This is a genomic window from Zoogloea oryzae (assembly GCF_030161255.1).
Taxonomy (GTDB): domain Bacteria; phylum Pseudomonadota; class Gammaproteobacteria; order Burkholderiales; family Rhodocyclaceae; genus Zoogloea; species Zoogloea oryzae.
This window is the reverse complement of the sequence record NZ_BSPX01000001.1, coordinates 14,306-31,090: the sequence shown is the minus strand read 5'-3', so window position 1 is coordinate 31,090 and position 16,785 is coordinate 14,306. Positions and strand designations below refer to the sequence as shown.

General features: G+C 62.7%; 16 protein-coding genes. 7 read left to right on the top strand and 9 right to left on the bottom strand.

Translation table 11 applies throughout. The features are described 5' to 3' along the window. Positions 1 to 9: 9 nt before the first annotated feature. From QQK25_RS00130 to QQK25_RS00105, 6 genes are all read left to right on the top strand, one after another. A complete protein-coding gene (locus tag QQK25_RS00130; protein WP_284186195.1) occupies positions 10 to 1,587 on the top strand; it encodes a diguanylate cyclase domain-containing protein in 1,578 nt (525 codons plus the stop codon). A 183-nt stretch (positions 1,588 to 1,770) separates the two neighbouring features. Continuing rightward, complete coding sequence (locus tag QQK25_RS00125; RefSeq protein ID WP_284186194.1) at positions 1,771 to 2,301, top strand: rhodanese-like domain-containing protein; 531 nt, start codon at positions 1,771 to 1,773, stop codon at positions 2,299 to 2,301. Positions 2,302 to 2,305: 4 nt separating this feature from the next. Further along, positions 2,306 to 3,289: a serine O-acetyltransferase EpsC gene (gene epsC, locus QQK25_RS00120; RefSeq protein ID WP_284186193.1), complete on the top strand. Its 984-nt coding sequence runs from the start codon at positions 2,306 to 2,308 to the stop codon at positions 3,287 to 3,289. Next, on the top strand, positions 3,282 to 3,524 hold the full coding sequence (locus QQK25_RS00115; protein ID WP_284186192.1) for a helix-turn-helix domain-containing protein: 243 nt from the start codon (positions 3,282 to 3,284) through the stop codon (positions 3,522 to 3,524). The genes epsC and QQK25_RS00115 overlap by 8 nt, the downstream gene beginning before the upstream one ends. 94 nt (positions 3,525 to 3,618) lie before the next feature. Then, positions 3,619 to 4,554 (top strand): family 2A encapsulin nanocompartment shell protein, encoded by a 936-nt coding sequence (locus QQK25_RS00110; protein WP_284186191.1) that lies wholly within the window; start codon positions 3,619 to 3,621, stop codon positions 4,552 to 4,554. Then, the gene (locus tag QQK25_RS00105; RefSeq protein WP_284186190.1) at positions 4,529 to 6,394 is read left to right on the top strand and encodes a family 2A encapsulin nanocompartment cargo protein cysteine desulfurase; all 1,866 of its coding nucleotides are present in this window, start codon (positions 4,529 to 4,531) and stop codon (positions 6,392 to 6,394) included. Before QQK25_RS00110 ends, QQK25_RS00105 begins: the two co-directional genes overlap by 26 nt. A 553-nt stretch (positions 6,395 to 6,947) precedes the next feature. Here the strand turns inward: QQK25_RS00105 and QQK25_RS00100 are convergent. From QQK25_RS00100 to QQK25_RS00085, 4 genes are all read right to left on the bottom strand, one after another. Beyond that, entirely contained in the window at positions 6,948 to 7,808 is an 861-nt protein-coding gene (locus QQK25_RS00100) for an HNH endonuclease signature motif containing protein (RefSeq protein ID WP_284186189.1), read from the bottom strand. Further along, entirely contained in the window at positions 7,805 to 9,451 is a 1,647-nt protein-coding gene (locus tag QQK25_RS00095) for an AAA family ATPase (protein ID WP_284186188.1), read from the bottom strand. Before QQK25_RS00095 ends, QQK25_RS00100 begins: the two co-directional genes overlap by 4 nt. Positions 9,452 to 9,952: 501 nt before the next feature. Further along, positions 9,953 to 10,327 carry a hypothetical protein gene (locus QQK25_RS00090; protein WP_284186187.1) on the bottom strand — a complete coding sequence of 125 codons (375 nt, stop codon included), beginning with the start codon at positions 10,325 to 10,327 and terminating at the stop codon, positions 9,953 to 9,955. Positions 10,328 to 10,541: 214 nt separating this feature from the next. Continuing rightward, a complete protein-coding gene (locus tag QQK25_RS00085) occupies positions 10,542 to 10,835 on the bottom strand; it encodes a hypothetical protein (RefSeq protein ID WP_284186186.1) in 294 nt (97 codons plus the stop codon). Positions 10,836 to 11,210: 375 nt separating this feature from the next. Between QQK25_RS00085 and QQK25_RS00080 the strand changes: the two genes are divergently transcribed. Beyond that, positions 11,211 to 11,861: a PEP-CTERM sorting domain-containing protein gene (locus QQK25_RS00080; protein ID WP_284186185.1), complete on the top strand. Its 651-nt coding sequence runs from the start codon at positions 11,211 to 11,213 to the stop codon at positions 11,859 to 11,861. A 122-nt stretch (positions 11,862 to 11,983) separates the two neighbouring features. On the opposite strand, the gene QQK25_RS00075 is transcribed toward QQK25_RS00080, so the two are convergent. Genes QQK25_RS00075 through QQK25_RS00055 form a run of 5 tightly spaced genes read right to left on the bottom strand, consistent with a single transcriptional unit; the run spans position 11,984 to position 16,782 of the window. Further along, positions 11,984 to 12,931 (bottom strand): CysB family HTH-type transcriptional regulator, encoded by a 948-nt coding sequence (locus QQK25_RS00075; RefSeq protein ID WP_284186184.1) that lies wholly within the window; start codon positions 12,929 to 12,931, stop codon positions 11,984 to 11,986. A gap of 3 nt (positions 12,932 to 12,934) precedes the next feature. After that, on the bottom strand, positions 12,935 to 14,044 hold the full coding sequence (locus QQK25_RS00070) for a sulfate/molybdate ABC transporter ATP-binding protein (protein ID WP_284186183.1): 1,110 nt from the start codon (positions 14,042 to 14,044) through the stop codon (positions 12,935 to 12,937). 1 nt (position 14,045) lies between these two features. Next, positions 14,046 to 14,939, bottom strand: coding sequence for a sulfate ABC transporter permease subunit CysW (gene cysW, locus QQK25_RS00065; RefSeq protein WP_284186340.1), 894 nt, complete (start codon positions 14,937 to 14,939; stop codon positions 14,046 to 14,048). Then, complete coding sequence (gene cysT, locus QQK25_RS00060) at positions 14,939 to 15,772, bottom strand: sulfate ABC transporter permease subunit CysT (RefSeq protein ID WP_284186182.1); 834 nt, start codon at positions 15,770 to 15,772, stop codon at positions 14,939 to 14,941. The genes cysW and cysT overlap by 1 nt, the downstream gene beginning before the upstream one ends. Continuing rightward, entirely contained in the window at positions 15,769 to 16,782 is a 1,014-nt protein-coding gene (locus QQK25_RS00055) for a sulfate ABC transporter substrate-binding protein (protein ID WP_284186181.1), read from the bottom strand. Before QQK25_RS00055 ends, cysT begins: the two co-directional genes overlap by 4 nt. Between the last annotated feature and the right edge of the window lie 3 nt (positions 16,783 to 16,785).

The window sequence follows — 16,785 nt, the reverse complement described above, 5'->3', positions numbered from 1 at the left end:
CACCTTTGCGTGCGTGGCCTGCCGGGTTTCGTCGTGGCGCTGCTTGCGCTTTTTTTCTGCCTCATCGCAGATGCCCATGCCGAAGCGGTGCCGGAGACCGATACGGTCCGCCGGGTCGGCATCACGTCATTCCGCGACAAGTCCGTCACCATCCGCGAATGGCAGCCGACGATGGACTACCTCTCGTCGCGGATGCCCGGCACGCACTTCGTCGCCGTACCGCTCACGCTGCCCGAATTCGAGATCGCCCTCGCCCAAGGCGAGCTGGATTTCGTGCTCACCAACCCCCAGCACTACATCATCATGGAGACGCGCTTCGGCGTCTCGCGCCTCGCCACGCTGGTCAAGCGCGAGAACGACGTCACCGTCAACCGCTTTGGCGGCGTGATCTTCACCCGCAGCGACCGGCCGGACATCCAGCGCCTGGAAGACCTCAGGGGCAAGCGCATCGCGGCGGTGGACCGCACCTCCTTCGCCGCCTTCCTGCTCCAGTACGACCTCGCCAGGCAGGTCGGCCTTGACCTCGACAAGGACACGCACCTCGAATTCCTCGGTTTCCCCCAGGACAACTGCGTCATGGCCGTGCTCGAAGGCCGCGCCGACGCAGGCTTTGCCCGCAGCGGCGTGCTGGAAGCCATGGCCCGGGAAGGCAGCATCCAGCTCTCCCGGCTGCGCGTCATCGAACCAACCCCCCATCGCGATTTCCCGTTTCTGGTGAGCACCGGGCTCTATCCGGAATGGCCGCTCGCGGCGGCGCCCCACGTTCCCATCGACGTCGCCAACCAGGTTGCCGCCACCCTGCTGATGATGCCGCCCGACCACCCGGCCGCGCGGAGCGCCCGCTACTACCGCTGGTCAACCCCGCTGGAATACCAGCAGGTGCAGGCCGTCATGCGGCGCCACCACATCTACCCCTACGACAAGTCCGAACCGATCAACCTCGCGGATGTCCTGCGCCAGTACCTGCTGCCGGTCGCCATCGGGCTCGCCCTGATGGTGCTCGGGCTGGCGATCCTCTACGTGCGCACCCACCAGCTCAACGTCGCCCTCAAGGCATCGCGCCTCAAGCTCAGCGACATGGCCCACCAGGATGCCCTCACCGGCCTGCCCAACCGCAACCTCCTCGAAGACCGCCTGACCCAGGCCCTCGCCCAGGCCGACCGCGCCAACAGCAAGGTCGCCATCTGCCTGGCCGACCTGGACGGCTTCAAGCCGATCAACGACAAGCTCGGCCACAAGGCCGGCGACGACGTGCTGCAGGACATCGCCCACAACCTCAAGGCCACCGTGCGGGCCGGCGACACCGTGGCCCGCTGGGGCGGCGACGAGTTCGTCCTGCTCATCACCGGCATCACCGACATCGACCAGATCGACGAAACCATGCGACGGGTGCTCGCCGCCGTCGCCCGCAGCAACACCCACAGCGGCGGCCTGCCGGTATCGGCGAGCATCGGCGTGAGCATCTTCCCCACCGACGCCCAGGCCCCCCAGACCCTCTTCAAGAACGCCGACGCCGCCATGTACGAAGCCAAGAAACGCGGCGGCAACTGCCACGTGCTCCACGCACCGGAGCCCGTCCCCGCCTGACCCGCAAACGCAGGAATGCTTCCGGCGCCCATAGGCCGCATCCTGCAAAGCATTTTCGGATTCCAGTGGAATCCATCTGAATTCTTATTGGTTCGTATCGCCGGACCCGCCCGCTAATGTGTCTCCACCCGGACAGGACGTGCCGCACCGCACGTCCTCCAGCAACAGTCAGTGGAGACACCCATGCTCGACACCCACCACGGCGTCACGACCGCCGCACCTCAGTCGGCCCCGCAGCCGGCCAACCTGGCTTCCGACAGCCAGCCCGATGAACTCGACACCCTTCTCGACCACGCCCGCCAGCAGGCCCGCGAACGCGGCCTGCCCTACGCCGGCGGGGTAAGCCCCACCGAAGCCTGGGAACTCTTCAGCGCCGGCCACGCCGTACTGGTGGATGTGCGCACCACCGAAGAACGCAAGTTCGTCGGCCACGTGCCGGGCACCCTCCACGTGGCCTGGATGACCGGCACCGCCCTCACCCGCAACCCCCGCTTCGTGAAGGAACTCGAAGCCAAGGTGAAGAAGGACGCGGTGGTGCTCTTCTTGTGCCGCAGCGGCAAGCGCTCGGCCGCCGCCGCCGAAGCCGCCGCCAAGGCCGGCTTCGGCAACGCCTTCAACGTGCTCGAAGGCTTTGAGGGCGAGCTCGACGCCAACAGCCGGCGCGGCAACCTGGGCGGATGGCGCATCCACGGCCTGCCGTGGATTCAGGACTGAGCCCATGAGCACCGCCAACCTGCTCCGCGCCGAAACCGGCTTCCCCGGCGTCGCCCCCGCACCCACCAGCCTCAACCTCGACACCGTGGTGAGTGAGCTGCGCGCCGTGCGCGAACGCTGGCGCACCGCCCAGCACCGCCAGATCGAATTCGGCGGCCGCGAACTGCCCGCCCGCGACGCCCTGCGCAGCATCGTCGATGACCTGCGCGGCGCCCTCTTCCCGATGCGCCTCGGCCCCGCCGACCTGCGCCAGGAACACGAGGATGGCTACGTCCGCGAAACCCTCGGCACCGCCCTCAAGGCCCTGGCCGACCAGATCGCCCTGGAGCTGCATTACCAGATCCGCCACGGTCGTCCCGATGCCGACGCCAGCCCCGCCGCCGTGCAGCGCATCGTGCGTGACTTCGCCGCCGCCCTGCCCGCCATCCGCGCCTGCCTAGACAGCGACGTGGAAGCCGCCTACCGGGGCGACCCCGCCGCCGGCAGTGTGGATGAAGTGGTGCTGTGCTACCCGGGCATCCTGGCCATCATCCACCACCGCATCGCCCACGAGCTTTACCGGCGCGGCGTGCCGCTGATCGCCCGCATCGTCTCCGAGCTCGCCCACTCGGCCACCGGCATCGACATCCACCCGGGCGCCACCATCGGCGGCAGCTTCTTCATCGACCACGGCACCGGCGTGGTGATCGGCGAAACCTCGGTGATCGGCCGCGGCGTGCGCGTTTATCAGGCCGTCACCCTGGGCGCCAAGCGCTTCCCGGTGGGTGCCGACGGCAGCCTCGAAAAAGGCCTTGCCCGCCACCCCATCGTCGAAGACGACGTGGTGATCTACGCCGGCGCCACCCTCCTCGGCCGCATCACCATCGGCCGCGGCTCCAGCATCGGCGGCAACGTGTGGCTCACCCACAGCGTGCCGCCCGGCAGCCACGTCACCCAGGCCAGCTCCACCCAGGGCGCCGGTGAGCACGGAGCGCCGAGCCATGACTGAACTGCAGACCCACTTCGGGCGCGCGGTGCGGCATCTGCGCGAAGAGCGCGGCTGGTCGCAGGAGCAGCTCGCCGAACACGCCGACCTCAACCGCGGTTTCGTCGGCGACATCGAGCGCGGCAAGGCCATGCCATCCCTTGCCACCCTCGCCAAGCTGGCCACCGCACTGGGCGTGTTGCCCTCCGCCCTGATCGCCCGTTTCGAACGCGCACCCGACGGCCGCCTTGCAGGCTGACGGCTATAGCCGGTTGAAGCCACACCCCTGCGGCATCAGACTTTCATATCAATCATTTGCATAACGTCTTTCATTCCAGAGATAAGGAAACGCAATGTCCGAGCACACCGACGTCCAGACAGCGACAGCCCTTGGCGACACCGCCGCGCGGCAGCTGGCCAACGCCACCAAGACCGTCCCCCAGCTTTCCACCATCTCCCCCCGCTGGCTGGTGCACCTGCTTCAATGGCTGCCCGTCGAGGCCGGCATCTACCGCCTCAACAAGGTCAAGAACCCCCGCGACGTGCGCGTCGCCTGCTCCCAGCGCGACGAATCCGAGCTGCCGCAAACCTTCGTTGATTACGACGAAGCCCCGCGCGAGTACTTCCTCAACGCGGTCACCACCATCCTCGACGTGCACACCCGCGTCTCCGATCTGTACAGCAGCCCGCACGACCAGATCAAGGAGCAGCTGCGCCTCACCGTCGAGACCATCAAGGAGCGCCAGGAATCCGAGCTCATCAACAACCCGGATTACGGCCTGCTTGCCAACGTTACCGATGAGCAGCGCATCTCCACCCTCACCGGCGCGCCCACCCCGGACGACCTGGACGACCTGCTCACCAAGGTCTGGAAGGAACCCGGCTTCTTCCTCACTCACCCCCTCGCCATCGCCGCTTTCGGCCGCGAATGCACCCGCCGCGGCGTGCCGCCCCCCACCGTCAGCCTGTTCGGCGCCCAGTTCCTCACCTGGCGCGGCATTCCGCTGATCCCGTCGGACAAGGTGCCGGTGGAAGACGGCAAGACCAAGATCATCCTGCTGCGCACCGGCGAGAAGCGCCAGGGCGTGGTCGGCCTGTTCCAGCCGGGCCTTGCCGGCGAGCAGAGCCCGGGCCTGTCGGTGCGCTTCATGGGCATCAACCGCAACGCCATCGCGTCCTACCTGATTTCGCTGTATTGCTCCCTGGCCGTGCTGACCGACGACGCACTGGCTGTTCTGGATGACGTGGAGATCGGCAAATACCATGACTATCCCGACACCTACAAGTGAGGGGCTGGCGGCCCTCGGCAGCGTGCCGGCGGGCCTGCCTGACGAAGCCACCCTGGCGCGGCTGGCCGGCGATTTCTTCGCCGCCCTGCCCGGCAGCTTCGGCGGCGTCGGCAGCCCGTCCGCACTACAACCCGAAGTTCAGCCCGAAATCCGCCTCGGCGACGTGGGCCCGCAGCTGACCGCCGCCGCACCGGTTTCCCCGGTGCGCGCCGAATCCGTGCCGCTCGATCACGCCTCGGCTGCCGGCCGTGCCGGCAACCCGGCCTTCGGCGTGCCCGAAGCCTACGCCGCTGCCCTGCCCACCTTCAGCCCGCCGGCATCGCCGCCGCCGCTCGCCCCGTCCACCCCGTATTACTTTCTGGGTGAAGCGGGCGCGGCCAAGTCTGCACCGCAGACTGTCGCGCCGGTGGCTGAAAACCGCATCGTCCCGCAAAGCTTCGGCCTGCCCGGTGAAGCCGAGCTGCACAGCCTGCTCGCCGAGATCGCCGGCGAACGGCGCACCGCCGCCACGCCCACCACCAGCGCACCGAGCCAGTTCTACTTCCTCGACACCGCCGGCGCACCGAACCGGCAAGCGGACGTGCCCGAGGTAAAGCAATCCGCCCACCCGGCTTTCGACGTAAATGCCGTGCGGCGCGATTTCCCGATCCTGCAGGAGCGGGTCAATGGCCGACAGCTGGTGTGGTTCGACAACGCGGCCACCACCCACAAGCCGAAGGCGGTGATCGACCGGCTCGCGTATTTCTACGAGCACGAGAACTCCAACATCCACCGGGCCGCGCACGAACTTGCCGCCCGCGCGACGGATGCCTACGAAGGCGCCCGCAACAAGGTGGCGCGCTTTCTGGGGGCCAGCTCGAGCGAGGAGATCATCTTCGTGCGTGGCGCCACCGAGGGCATCAACCTCATCGCCAAAACCTGGGGTTGGCAGAACGTGGGCGAAGGCGACGAGATCATCGTCTCCCACCTCGAACACCACGCCAACATCGTGCCGTGGCAGCAGCTCGCCGCCGCCAAGGGCGCCCGCATCAAGGTGATCCCGGTGGATGACACCGGCCAGGTGCTGCTGGACGAATACCGCAAGCTCCTCACCGACCGCACCAAGATCGTCTCCGTCACCCAGGTCTCCAACGCCCTGGGCACCGTGGTGCCGGTCAAGGAGATCGTCGCCATGGCCCACCAGGCCGGCGCGGTGGCGGTGGTCGATGGCGCCCAATCGGTGTCGCACATGCGGGTGAACGTGCAGGAGATCGGCGCGGACTTCTTCGTCTTCTCCGGCCACAAGGTGTTCGCCCCCACCGGCATCGGCGCCGTGTTTGGCAAGCGGTCCATCCTCGAAGACATGCCCCCGTGGCAGGGCGGCGGCAACATGATCGCCGACGTCACCTTCGAGAAGACCATCTACCACGGCCCCCCGACCCGCTTCGAAGCCGGCACCGGCAACATCGCCGACGCGGTAGGCCTGGGCGCGGCGATCGACTACGTCGAGCGCCTCGGCATGGAGAACATCGCCCGCTACGAGCACGACCTGCTGGTGTACGGCACCCGCGGCCTGCTCACCGTGCCCGGCCTCAAGCTGATCGGCACCGCAGCGGAGAAAGCCAGCGTGATGTCCTTCGTGATGGATGGCTACCGCCCGGAAGAAGTGGGCAAAGCCCTAAACGAAGAAGGCATCGCGGTACGCTCCGGCCACCACTGCGCCCAACCCATCCTGCGCCGCTTCGGGCAGGAAGCCACGGTGCGACCCTCCATCGCGTTCTACAACACCTGCGAGGAGATCGACCGGATGGTGGCGGTGCTGCATCGCCTTGCGAGGGGCAAGGGGCGAATTGGGAGATAGGTGTCTTCCCTCTGCTGAATGCAAAACGGCCACGGTGAAAACCGTGGCCGTTTTGTTTTGTCACCTCGCGAATCGGCGATCACAGCCCGGCCGTCGTTCATGCTCGTCAGAGCTGACATGAATGACTTAATCACCGATATCGTAGGTACTTAACAGATGTTCGGAACTGCCCTTTGGTGGCTACAGCAAGGGAAGATGCTAAGGAGCTGCGGGTAGGGTAAAAGGCCGACCAAGCCGTCTCGCGGGATGGATTCGAGTGTGAGGAGGACTGTTTGTCGGCCGAAGCGATCGTCCGGCCCTTCGAATCGAATCGTCGTGTTTTAAAAACTAACCAAACTTTGCTGTAACCAAGTAAATCTAGGGTTTTCGAATAATCTCAAATAGCATAGTTACCGATCTATCGTACGACTACTACGACCTCTAAACTCATTGCTATATATATGCAACAACTGTTGTTTATAGAATATGTACTTTTCTCGAAATGAATACAATCGAGGGTCTTACCCAGTTGGCTGACCACATAACAGCAAACATGTAACACTCCCTTTATCTCCTAACGTGGCTTTTCAATGGCCTCGTACCCAAGCGCAAGGCGGAATGCTCCTGCACAGAACAGATCGGAAGATGCCAAAGCTCGCAGTAGCGCTTCTCGCCAGTCATTTTCTCCAAATGTCTTCCTTATTGCCAAACGACTTCGGTCGAGCAGGCTCCTTACGCCGTCCGCTCCACCGAATTCAAATGCGAATTCTAGGCCTGCCTTCTGTTCACTGAGAAAAACATTAACCTGTGCGGGATATCGGTCATTTAGGTGAAAGTCTTTCAGATGCTGAACGAGTCGCGCATATAGCTCGTCGCTCATTCCTTCAACCTTGTCAATCTTGAATTTTACCTGCATCGACCTCGGACCAATCACCACCTCTGCCGAAAGAAACTGAAACTGAGACATATCTTCAAGATAAGCATGAATATGCTGCTTCTTCGGATCAGTGCGAGGCTTACGGGGCTTATGACCATTGCACTTGGAGCAAGCGGGTACGAGATTCAAAGCAAAGATGCTAAAGCAATTGAAGTGCGCCTTCTGAAGATGATGGTCGAGATCTTTGATCTCGCCAAATCCGCAATAGGGGCACTCATTGACATTCAACTTGAGGGTTGCGCGCAAGTCCTTCAGTTTCCCGACCTCACTGACAGCACTGTAGGCTCCAAGCAAGGCCGCTCGCGCTGCAGCTGACAGTCCGGCATCCTTCCAGTCTACGTTCGGACGCCCCGCAGCTAGTTCGTACTCGCAATACAACTCCAAAATCTTTTCCTTTTCGATCTTGCTCAATACTGAGCCAGGGGGATCATCCGGAAAAAGCTTGTCGAGATGCGCTTGAGCTGTAGCAATGCTGGGCTTTGGCAGGTTCCACATCACGAATAATCTTCCTTGGCTTGCATCAACCTAGACATCACGTAGGCGCGCCCCTGATGACTCATCTGTCCATGCAAAAACAATGCCTCAATTTCTTCGTGATTTCTATGCACCGCCACCAACTTGTCTAGAACCGCATGGTAGTCGGTGGCTTCCGCATTAAGACCAAAAACTTCTGCCGTTATTAGTCCGATGCTCTCCCCAAAGGTCTCACTGCTAGGCGTCCTGACAATTGATTCACTACCTTCGCGCCTGATTAACTTGACCGAGCGCGCCAGCGACTCTTGGACCACAACTGGCGAGTGTGTTGCAACCACACAGAACGACTCGTGCTTCTCCAAAATCTTGCGAAGAGCATGCATCAGTGCCGCTAGGAGCGGCGGATGCAGGTGCGTCTCTGGCTCATCAAACAAGACGAGTGAAGACTTCTCAAGGGTAGCTAATAGCCCGGAAATGACGAGCGCAGCAATCTTGTGCCCTGTACTGCAAAGCAAGAAGCACCGCTGAACATCATTCAGATCGGCATCACCCACCCCTTCGTCAAGCAAAGGAGAAAATGCAGACCCATCCAACACGGAAGCTAACAGCGTATTTAATAGCCTCTTCCGCCTCTTTTTTCGAACACGATCAAGAAAAACCAAAAACTCCGAGCAAAGTTGGTCGATAGACTTTAATCGAGACGTCGCAAGCCGATCTGCGTCCAAGATTCCGTTTATGCCAACGGATGCTTTACTTTTCGAGGAGTATCTCGCTTTAGCCGCAATATCGCGAAGGCCGATAAATGCGAAGCGCCCTTCTCCTGCTTCAAGCTCCCCGAGAATCTTGCGATGCTCTCGTCCGTCAGTTCCGGGCAGTCGAAAGCTGTCGAAGGGGCTAAAAGTAACAGTGACTACACGCGGAAAGCCGATCCCGGATGGCGCGATGCAACCAAGCTCGCTAAGGGGTTCTCTGCCCCGCTGCTCAACAGTGCCGTGAGCAATACGCGCAAGTCGAGCGAGCATTGTGCTCTTCCCTGAGCCGTTCTTTCCCACGAGTACAGCAACTCGTCCCGGCAGAGCATCTACCAACAAATTTGGTGAAGGAGCAGTGTTCGAAATAAAACTGAACTCCGTCGGTTCCAGCCATCCGGCCATTTTGAACGAAAAGCACAGATCATCCCCGGGCAGCGCACTGTAGTCGTCGGTCAAAAGACCACGGGCGAGACTGAGGTACCCCTCATCTTTTCCGTCTCTAAATAGTGACTCAGTCCAGCCCTTCTCTTGCCGAAAACGAGGCACTAAGGCAGGCTTTGCTACTACGTCTCGTAGCGCGTCCAAAGCCACGCGACGTAGTCTGGCTGGCAGAGCTCTGAGTCGCTCGTAATAGTCAAGTGATGTACCTACAGAGCAAAACTCCTCGCCCAGACGTTCGAACGCAGAATTGATAAGGAGCCCATCTGAAGAACTCTGAGCCGCTCGGAGTATTTTCACGGGACCGATCAAATCTTCGACGATCCTGCCGTTCGCATCCAGTGTAACGTAGGAAAGTCTATACAACGTCTGAAAGCCGTAGTCATTCCAGTTATCCTGTTCCAGAACGAAAGCAGGCAACCCCTCTTTTGGCCAAGGCCCACGCGGTTTTCTCACCAAGAAAGAAAATTTTTTCAACAACCCCTCCAAATATCGACAGGACTTTCAGAGAAATTCACAAAACATAGATTTTTCTCTAAAAAGTCGGCAACCCTATAAAAAACAGTTTGAGATATTAAGACGATCATATGCCGAAAGGGACTTATTTCATTCGCGTGACTGCGGGAACCCTGCTAATATCGACCAACCTGTTTGTTGAACGGTACAATAATTTTGACATAAAGCTAAAGCATCGCATTGCCGATGGCCATCGACAACTATAGCTCACGGATAATTGACTGTGGCTTCCAGCGCTGCGACAGATCTGACATGAGTGACTACTTTTCGGCAGTGGGATCAGTGGTGACTCGTGGGTTCGCAGTAAGTACTCACTAGAATGAAAAACTACCGTTCAGGGTAAGTCGCGGAGCAGCAAGTATCCGACACATATCAGCCCGACACACGCCACAAACTCAGCAGCCGTTCTGGCCAACAACCAACCCTCCGCCCACCTCACAGCAGGCGGCGGGCTTTCTCTCCTTAAACCCCCTCAGTCCCCTTCTTCCCACGACCACTACGGGACCGCTCCGACTTCTTCTTCAAGCCCAGCGCCGCGACCTGATCGGAGCTGGGGCCGTAGAAGGCCTTGGCTTCGTTCTTCACGCCGAGGATCACGCCGTGCATGCCGCGGCGGGCGGCGATGAGGGCGTCCATGCCGGCGGCGGCGGCGATCTGGGTGGCGACGGCGTTCTGTTCGGCTTCGCGCAGGACCTTGTAGGCGGAATCGGCGGCTTCGCGGCTGTTGGCGGGGTTGCTGGCCTTGTAGTCGGTCATCGTGCACAGAGCATGGTAGGACTCGATGTCCTTCAGGATCTGCTTGGGACTGACGCGGGTGTTCTCGTTGACGTTGCTCATGTGGCCTCCTCAATGTCTATGCAATATGAAAGAAATGTTGCAGAGCGCACCGTACTGCTGCCACCACTGCAAGTCAAGCTTTTCGCATACTCATTACAGATTACCGGTCTGATCGACGCCCCTCCTCCGCCAACCTTTCGCCATTGGGTTCGTCGGTCCGCGCGCTCGCAGCACAGGGGGCGCTGGATTGATTCGCCCCCGGTGTAATCAATCATCACGCAGTGAAATTGAATGTTGGTGCCTGCGTGTTCATCGCGCAGGCGTCGACATTGAGTACACCGTGGCGTGACATCAACTTCAGCGCCGGTGTGATCAACGCGCGGGCGCGAGATGTCTTCGCACGGGCATCGACATTGAATGTCGACGTGCGTGTATTGATCACACCGTCGTCGACATTGAATACGCAGGCGCTGGAACTGTTCGCGCGGCGGGTGGATTTGTTTGCACGGGGGCAGTCGCGGCTTGCGCGCTGGCGCGCGTGGACTGCGGCCAGCGTGGTGTCGATCACCCGCAGGTGGCCGGATCGTCGCGCTGCCGGCAAACGATGTTCCGCCGGACGGCATCACGGCGGCGCCGTGTGTGTGGCGGATGTGGGGGGCGCGATACCCTCCGCGCTCAGTCGGCGTCGAGCCGTGTCATTGATGCGATGAGATACGGGCGCCCGCAACGGTGGAAACATCACCTTTTCTGGCACGCGCCCAGCCCGATCATTCAAAACAGGAGGGTGACGATAACCCACAATGGGCGTCGATTAAATTTACATACACGGCTGGCATCGCTACCCATTCTTGGTCTAAGTTTGTAATTTTTAACAAACTTTTGCAAAAGGCACGCGACTTGCTATCAGTTTTGACATATCCCCAAAACGACAAGGAGTCGTGCCATGAAGAAACTGCTCGCAATGACAGTCATCGCAGCCGCACTATCCCAGAACGCGCACGCGACCATCGTGCTCGACTTTGAAGGTGCGGGAAGTGGCGCACAGCTGCTCAACTTCTACAACGGCGGCACCGACAGCGCCGGCAACAGCGGCACCAACTACGGTATCGGCTTTGGCTCCAACGCCCTGGCGGCCATCGACAGTGATGATGGCGGCAGCGGCAATTTCGCCAACGAACCCTCGTCGAAGACGACCATGTTCTTCCTGAGCGGCAGCGCCGTCCTCAACTACGCCGCTGGTTTCGACACGGGTTTCTCGTTCTTCTACTCGTCCTCGACGGCTGCGTCGGTGAAGGTCTATGACGGCATCGACGCCACCGGCACCCTGCTCGCAGATATTCCGCTGACGGCGCAGTTCAACCAGGGCTGCACGGGCGATCCGACCGGCGGGTTCTGCAACTGGACCGCCGTGGGCGCGTCTTTCGCCGGCATCGCCAAGTCCATCGACTTTGGCGGCACGGTGAATCAGGTGGGTTACGACAACATCACCTTCGGCTCTTCGACGCCGGGCAAGGTGCCCGAACCGGCCAGCCTTGCGCTCGTTGGCGCCGGCATCGCTGCCATCCTGCGCACCCGTCGCCGCTCGGCTCGCTGACCGACAGACGCCAGCCCCGGTGATGCCGGGGCACAAAACAGAACGGCCACCCGATTCCATCGCGGTGGCCGTTTTGTCTCTGGCGCCTGCCCGGTGAAGGTGTCAGGCGCTGGCGGAAGCCCTCAATACACCACGGCCTCACTCTCGGCCTCGGGCCGTAGCGCGGAGCGGACAACCGACTCGGTGAGGGCCGGCGAACACAGCTCGATGAAACGGTACGCAAAGCCGCGCAGGAAGTGACCCTTGCGCACCGCGATGCGGGTCACGTTCTCGCCGAACAGGTGGCTGCTGGGCAGCATGCGCAGGTTCTGGTCGCGGGTGGGGTCGTAGGCCATCGAGGCGACGATGCCAATGCCGAGCCCCAACTCCACGTAAGCCTTGATCACGTCGGCATCCAGCGCCGACATCACGATGTCCGGCGACAGGCCGGCGGCGGCGAAGGTCTCGTCGATCCTGGCGCGGCCGGTAAAGCCTTCGTGATAGGTGATGACCGGATGCTCGGCCACCGCTTCCAGCGTGAGCGGCTCGACGGATTCGAGGGGATGCCCCGCGGGCACGATCACCGAGTGGTGCCAGCCGTAGTAGCTGAAGGACACGAAATCCGGCACCGCGGCGAGGGATTCGGTGGCGATGCCGATGTCGGCGCGGCCATCGAGCAGCATCGCGGCAATCTCGCCGGGGCTGGCCTGGTGCAGCACCAGATGCACCTTGGGGAAGGCCTGCTTGAATTGCGTGACCACCTGGGGCAGCACGTAGCGCGCCTGGGTGTGGGTGGTGGCCACGGTGAGCTGGCCGTGGTCGCGGGCGCTGAACTGGGCGGCGATGGTCTTGATGTTGCGCGCGTCCATCAGCATGCGGTCCACCACATGAATCAGCTCCTGCCCCGGCTCGGTGAGCCCGAGCAGGCGCTTGCCCTTGCGGACGAAGAGTTCGAGCCCGAGCTCGTCCTCCAGATCCTTGATGTGCTTGGAGACGCCCGACTGGGAGGTGAACAGCGCGTTGGCCACCTCGGTCAGGTTGAAATTGCGGCGCACCGTCTCGTGGATGATGCGCAGTTGCTGGAAGTTCATCGCTCAGATTTCCCAATTCGGTGCCGGCACGGCGATCGGACTTGCCGGATCGCGGCCGAAGACACTCAGGCGCGACGGCACGAGGCGTACCACCTGCCCTTCTTCAACACCCAGCCGCGCCACTTCGTCGCGGGTGATTTCCACCTCGAAGACCTGGCCGGTGGAGCCATTGAGCCCGTCGAGCTCGACCCGCGCCGTGACGCCAAACGCCAGGATGCGGTTGACCCGCGCCGACACGCCGTCGGTGGCTTTCGGATCGACGACGATGGAAAGCTCATGGGGCCGGGCGAAGGCCACCACTTCGCTGCCGTGGGTCAGATCGACCTTCTCGGCAGACAGGCGATTATCGGCCACGTGCACCGAATCGCCTTCCACGCGACCGTGGAAGAGATTCACCGAGCCCAGGAAGCTGTACACAAAGGGCGAAGCCGGGTGGCGATACACCTGCTCCGGCGTGCCCACCTGCTCCACCTTGCCATGGTCCATCAGCACCACCCGGTCGGCCACTTCGAGCGCTTCTTCCTGGTCGTGGGTGACGAAGATCGAGGTGATGTGCAGCTCGTCGTGGAGCCGGCGCAGCCAGCGGCGCAACTCCTTGCGCACCTTGGCATCCAGCGCGCCGAAGGGCTCGTCGAGCAGCAGCACCCGCGGCTCCACCGCCAGCGCCCGGGCCAGCGCGATACGCTGACGCTGGCCGCCGGAGAGCTGGGCCGGGAAGCGGTCGGCCACCCAGTCGAGCTGCACGAGCTTGAGGAGCTCGGTGACCTTGGCCTTGATCTCGGCCTTGGACGGGCGCACCGCGCGGGGCTTCATGCGCATCCCGAAAGCCACGTTGTCGAACACGGTCATGTGGCGGAACAGCGCGTAGTGCTGGAACACGAAGCCCACCTGACGCTCGCGCACGTGGGTGTCGGAGGCGTCGGCGCCGTCGAGCAGCACCTGGCCAGCGTCGGCGGTCTCCAGCCCGGCGATGATGCGCAGGAGGGTCGTCTTGCCGCAGCCGGAGGGGCCCAGCAGGGCCACCAGTTCGCCGGTGGGGAAATCGAGGGACACGTCCTTCAGGGCGGTAAAGCTGCCAAACTCTTTGCCGATGTTCTTGACTTCGATGCTCATTTCATTCGTCCTCGGATGAAGCCGCCTTGCCGGCCTGACGCTCGACCCACACCTTGATGACCAGCGTCACCAGAGCCAGAAGGGCCAGCAGGGATGCCACCGCAAACGCGGCCGCAAACTGGTATTCGTTGTAGAGAATCTCCACGTGGAGCGGCATGGTGTTGGTCTGGCCACGGATATGGCCCGACACCACGCTCACCGCGCCAAACTCGCCCATCGCCCGGGCGTTGCACAGGATCACCCCGTACAGCAGGCCCCACTTCACGTTGGGCAGGGTCACGTGCCAGAAGGTCTGCCAGCCCCGCGCGCCCAGCACCACGGCGGCTTCTTCCTCTTCCTTGCCCTGGGCTTCCATCAGCGGGATCAGCTCGCGGGCCACGAACGGGAAGGTCACGAAGACGGTGGCCAGCACGATGCCCGGCACCGCGAAGATCACCTTCACGTCGTGATCCGACAGCCACGGGCCAAACCAGCCCTGGGCGCCGAACACCAGCACGTAGATCAGGCCCGACACCACCGGCGACACCGAGAACGGCAGGTCGATCAGGGTGATCAGGAAATGCTTGCCCCGGAAGTCGAACTTGGTGATCGACCACGCCGCGGCCACGCCGAAGACGAGGTTGAGGGGCACCGAGATCAGCGCGGCGATGAGCGTCAGCTTGATCGCCGACAGGGCGTCGGGGTCGATCAGCGCACCCCAGTAGGTGTCCCAACCCTTGCGCAGCGCTTCAAAGAAGACGGCGATGAGCGGCAGCAGCAGGAACACCGCGAAGAAGGTCAGCGACACCCCGATGATGGCCCACTTGACGAGGGTCGGCTCGCGGGTGGCGGCCTTGGATTCGAAGCGGGCGGCGTGATCCGCCGACCCGTGCAATACAGCAGCGGCGCCAGCCATCAGCGGGCCCTCCCGGTACGTTTGGCCGTCCATGCCTGCAGGCCGTTGATGATGAGCAGCAGGATGAACGAGAAGATCAGCATCACCACCGCCACCGAGGTGGCGCCGGCGTAGTCGTATTGCTCCAGCTTGGTGATGATCATCAGCGGGGTGATCTCGGAGACCAGCGGGATGTTGCCGGCGATGAAGATCACCGAGCCGTATTCACCCACCGCGCGGGCAAAGGCCAGCGCAAAGCCGGTGAGGAGCGCCGGGAACAGCGTGGGCAGCACCACGTGCACGAAGGCCTGCCAGCGGTTGGCGCCCAGGCTCACCGCGGCTTCCTCGTATTCGGTGTCCAGGTCTTCGAGGATGGGCTGCACCGTGCGCACCACGAAGGGCAGGCCGATGAAGATCAGCGCCACCAGGATGCCCAGCGGCGTGAACGCCACCTGGATGCCCAGCGGGTCGAGCAGGCTGCCGACCCAGCCGTTCTTGGCGTACAGCGCGGTGAGCGCGATGCCGGCCACCGCGGTGGGCAGCGCAAAAGGCAGATCCACCAGCGCATCCACCAGCCGCTTGCCGGGGAAGGAGTAGCGCACCAGCGCCCAGGCCAGCAGCAGCCCGAACACCGCGTTGATCGCTGCGGCGATCAGCGAGGCGCCGAAGGACAGCTTGTAAGAGGCCAGCACCCGCGGCGACGTGGCCGCATCCCAGAAGTGTTCAAAGCCCAGCGATCCCGCCTTGAAGAACACCGCAGTGAGCGGGATCAGGACGATCAGCGAGAGATAGGCCAGCGTGTAACCCAGGCTCAGGCCGAAGCCCGGGAGCACGCGACGGGTAGCAGTCGTCATCGTTTCACCGCGATCTGGTCATAGATGCCGCCATCGGCAAAATGGGTCTTCTGCACGGCCTCCCAGCTGCCAAACTTCTCTTCGACGGTGAAGGTCTTGATCGCCGGGAAGCGGCTGGCGTACTTCTTGGCCACTGCCGGGTCGCGCGGGCGGAAGTGGTGCTTGGCGATGATCTCCTGGCCTTCGGGGGAGAACAGGTAGTTGAGATAGGCCGTCGCCTGCTTGCGGGTGCCCTTCTTGTCCACCACCTTGTTCACGATCGCCACCGGCGCCGAGGCGTCGATGGACACCGACGGGTAGACCACGTCGAACTGGTCGCCGCCCACTTCGCTGTCGATCAGCACGGCCTCGTTCTCGAAGGTGACGAGCACGTCGCCGATGCCCCGCTGGGTGAAGGTGGTGGTGGCACCCCGGCCACCGCCGTCGAACACCGGCACGTTGGCAAACAGCTTGCCGACGAAATCCTTGGCGGCGGCGTCGTTGCCGCCCTTGCCGAGGGCGTAGCCCCAGGCGGCCAGATAGGTGTAGCGACCGTTGCCGGAGGTCTTGGGGTTGGGGATCACCACGCTCACGCCGGCACGGGCCAGGTCGTTCCAGTCCTTGATGCCCTTGGGGTTGCCCTTGCGCACCAGGAAGATCGTCGCCGAGGTGTAGGGCGCGGCGGCGTTGGGGAAGGCCTTGCGCCAGTCGGCCGAGGCGAGGCCGCTCCGGGCCAGCACATCCAGGTCGGCGGCCTGGTTCATGGTCACCACGTCGGCGTCGAGGCCGGCGATCACCGACTGGATCTGCTTGCTCGACCCGCCGTGGGACTGGTTGATGGTGAGCTTCTCGCCGGCCGTCTTCTGCCAGTGGGCGACGAAGGCCGGGTTGATCTCCTTGTAGAGCTCCCGCGAGACGTCGTAGGAGACATTGAGCAGCGTCGCATCGGCGTGGGCCGGGCCGGCCGCGATGATCGTCAGGCCAGCGAGAAGCCCGAGGAGCGGGCGTGCGGAAAAGCGGTGGATGGACATTCG

Coding starts and splice junctions, on each gene's coding strand:
- QQK25_RS00125 (WP_284186194.1), top strand. CDS start 1,771: ATGCTCGACACCCACCACGGCGTCACGACCGCCGCACCTCAGTCGGCC.
- epsC (WP_284186193.1), top strand. CDS start 2,306: ATGAGCACCGCCAACCTGCTCCGCGCCGAAACCGGCTTCCCCGGCGTC.
- QQK25_RS00115 (WP_284186192.1), top strand. CDS start 3,282: ATGACTGAACTGCAGACCCACTTCGGGCGCGCGGTGCGGCATCTGCGC.
- QQK25_RS00110 (WP_284186191.1), top strand. CDS start 3,619: ATGTCCGAGCACACCGACGTCCAGACAGCGACAGCCCTTGGCGACACC.
- QQK25_RS00105 (WP_284186190.1), top strand. CDS start 4,529: ATGACTATCCCGACACCTACAAGTGAGGGGCTGGCGGCCCTCGGCAGC.
- QQK25_RS00090 (WP_284186187.1), bottom strand. CDS start 10,327: ATGAGCAACGTCAACGAGAACACCCGCGTCAGTCCCAAGCAGATCCTG.
- QQK25_RS00080 (WP_284186185.1), top strand. CDS start 11,211: ATGAAGAAACTGCTCGCAATGACAGTCATCGCAGCCGCACTATCCCAG.
- QQK25_RS00075 (WP_284186184.1), bottom strand. CDS start 12,931: ATGAACTTCCAGCAACTGCGCATCATCCACGAGACGGTGCGCCGCAAT.
- QQK25_RS00070 (WP_284186183.1), bottom strand. CDS start 14,044: ATGAGCATCGAAGTCAAGAACATCGGCAAAGAGTTTGGCAGCTTTACC.
- cysW (WP_284186340.1), bottom strand. CDS start 14,939: ATGGCTGGCGCCGCTGCTGTATTGCACGGGTCGGCGGATCACGCCGCC.
- cysT (WP_284186182.1), bottom strand. CDS start 15,772: ATGACGACTGCTACCCGTCGCGTGCTCCCGGGCTTCGGCCTGAGCCTG.
- QQK25_RS00055 (WP_284186181.1), bottom strand. CDS start 16,782: ATGTCCATCCACCGCTTTTCCGCACGCCCGCTCCTCGGGCTTCTCGCT.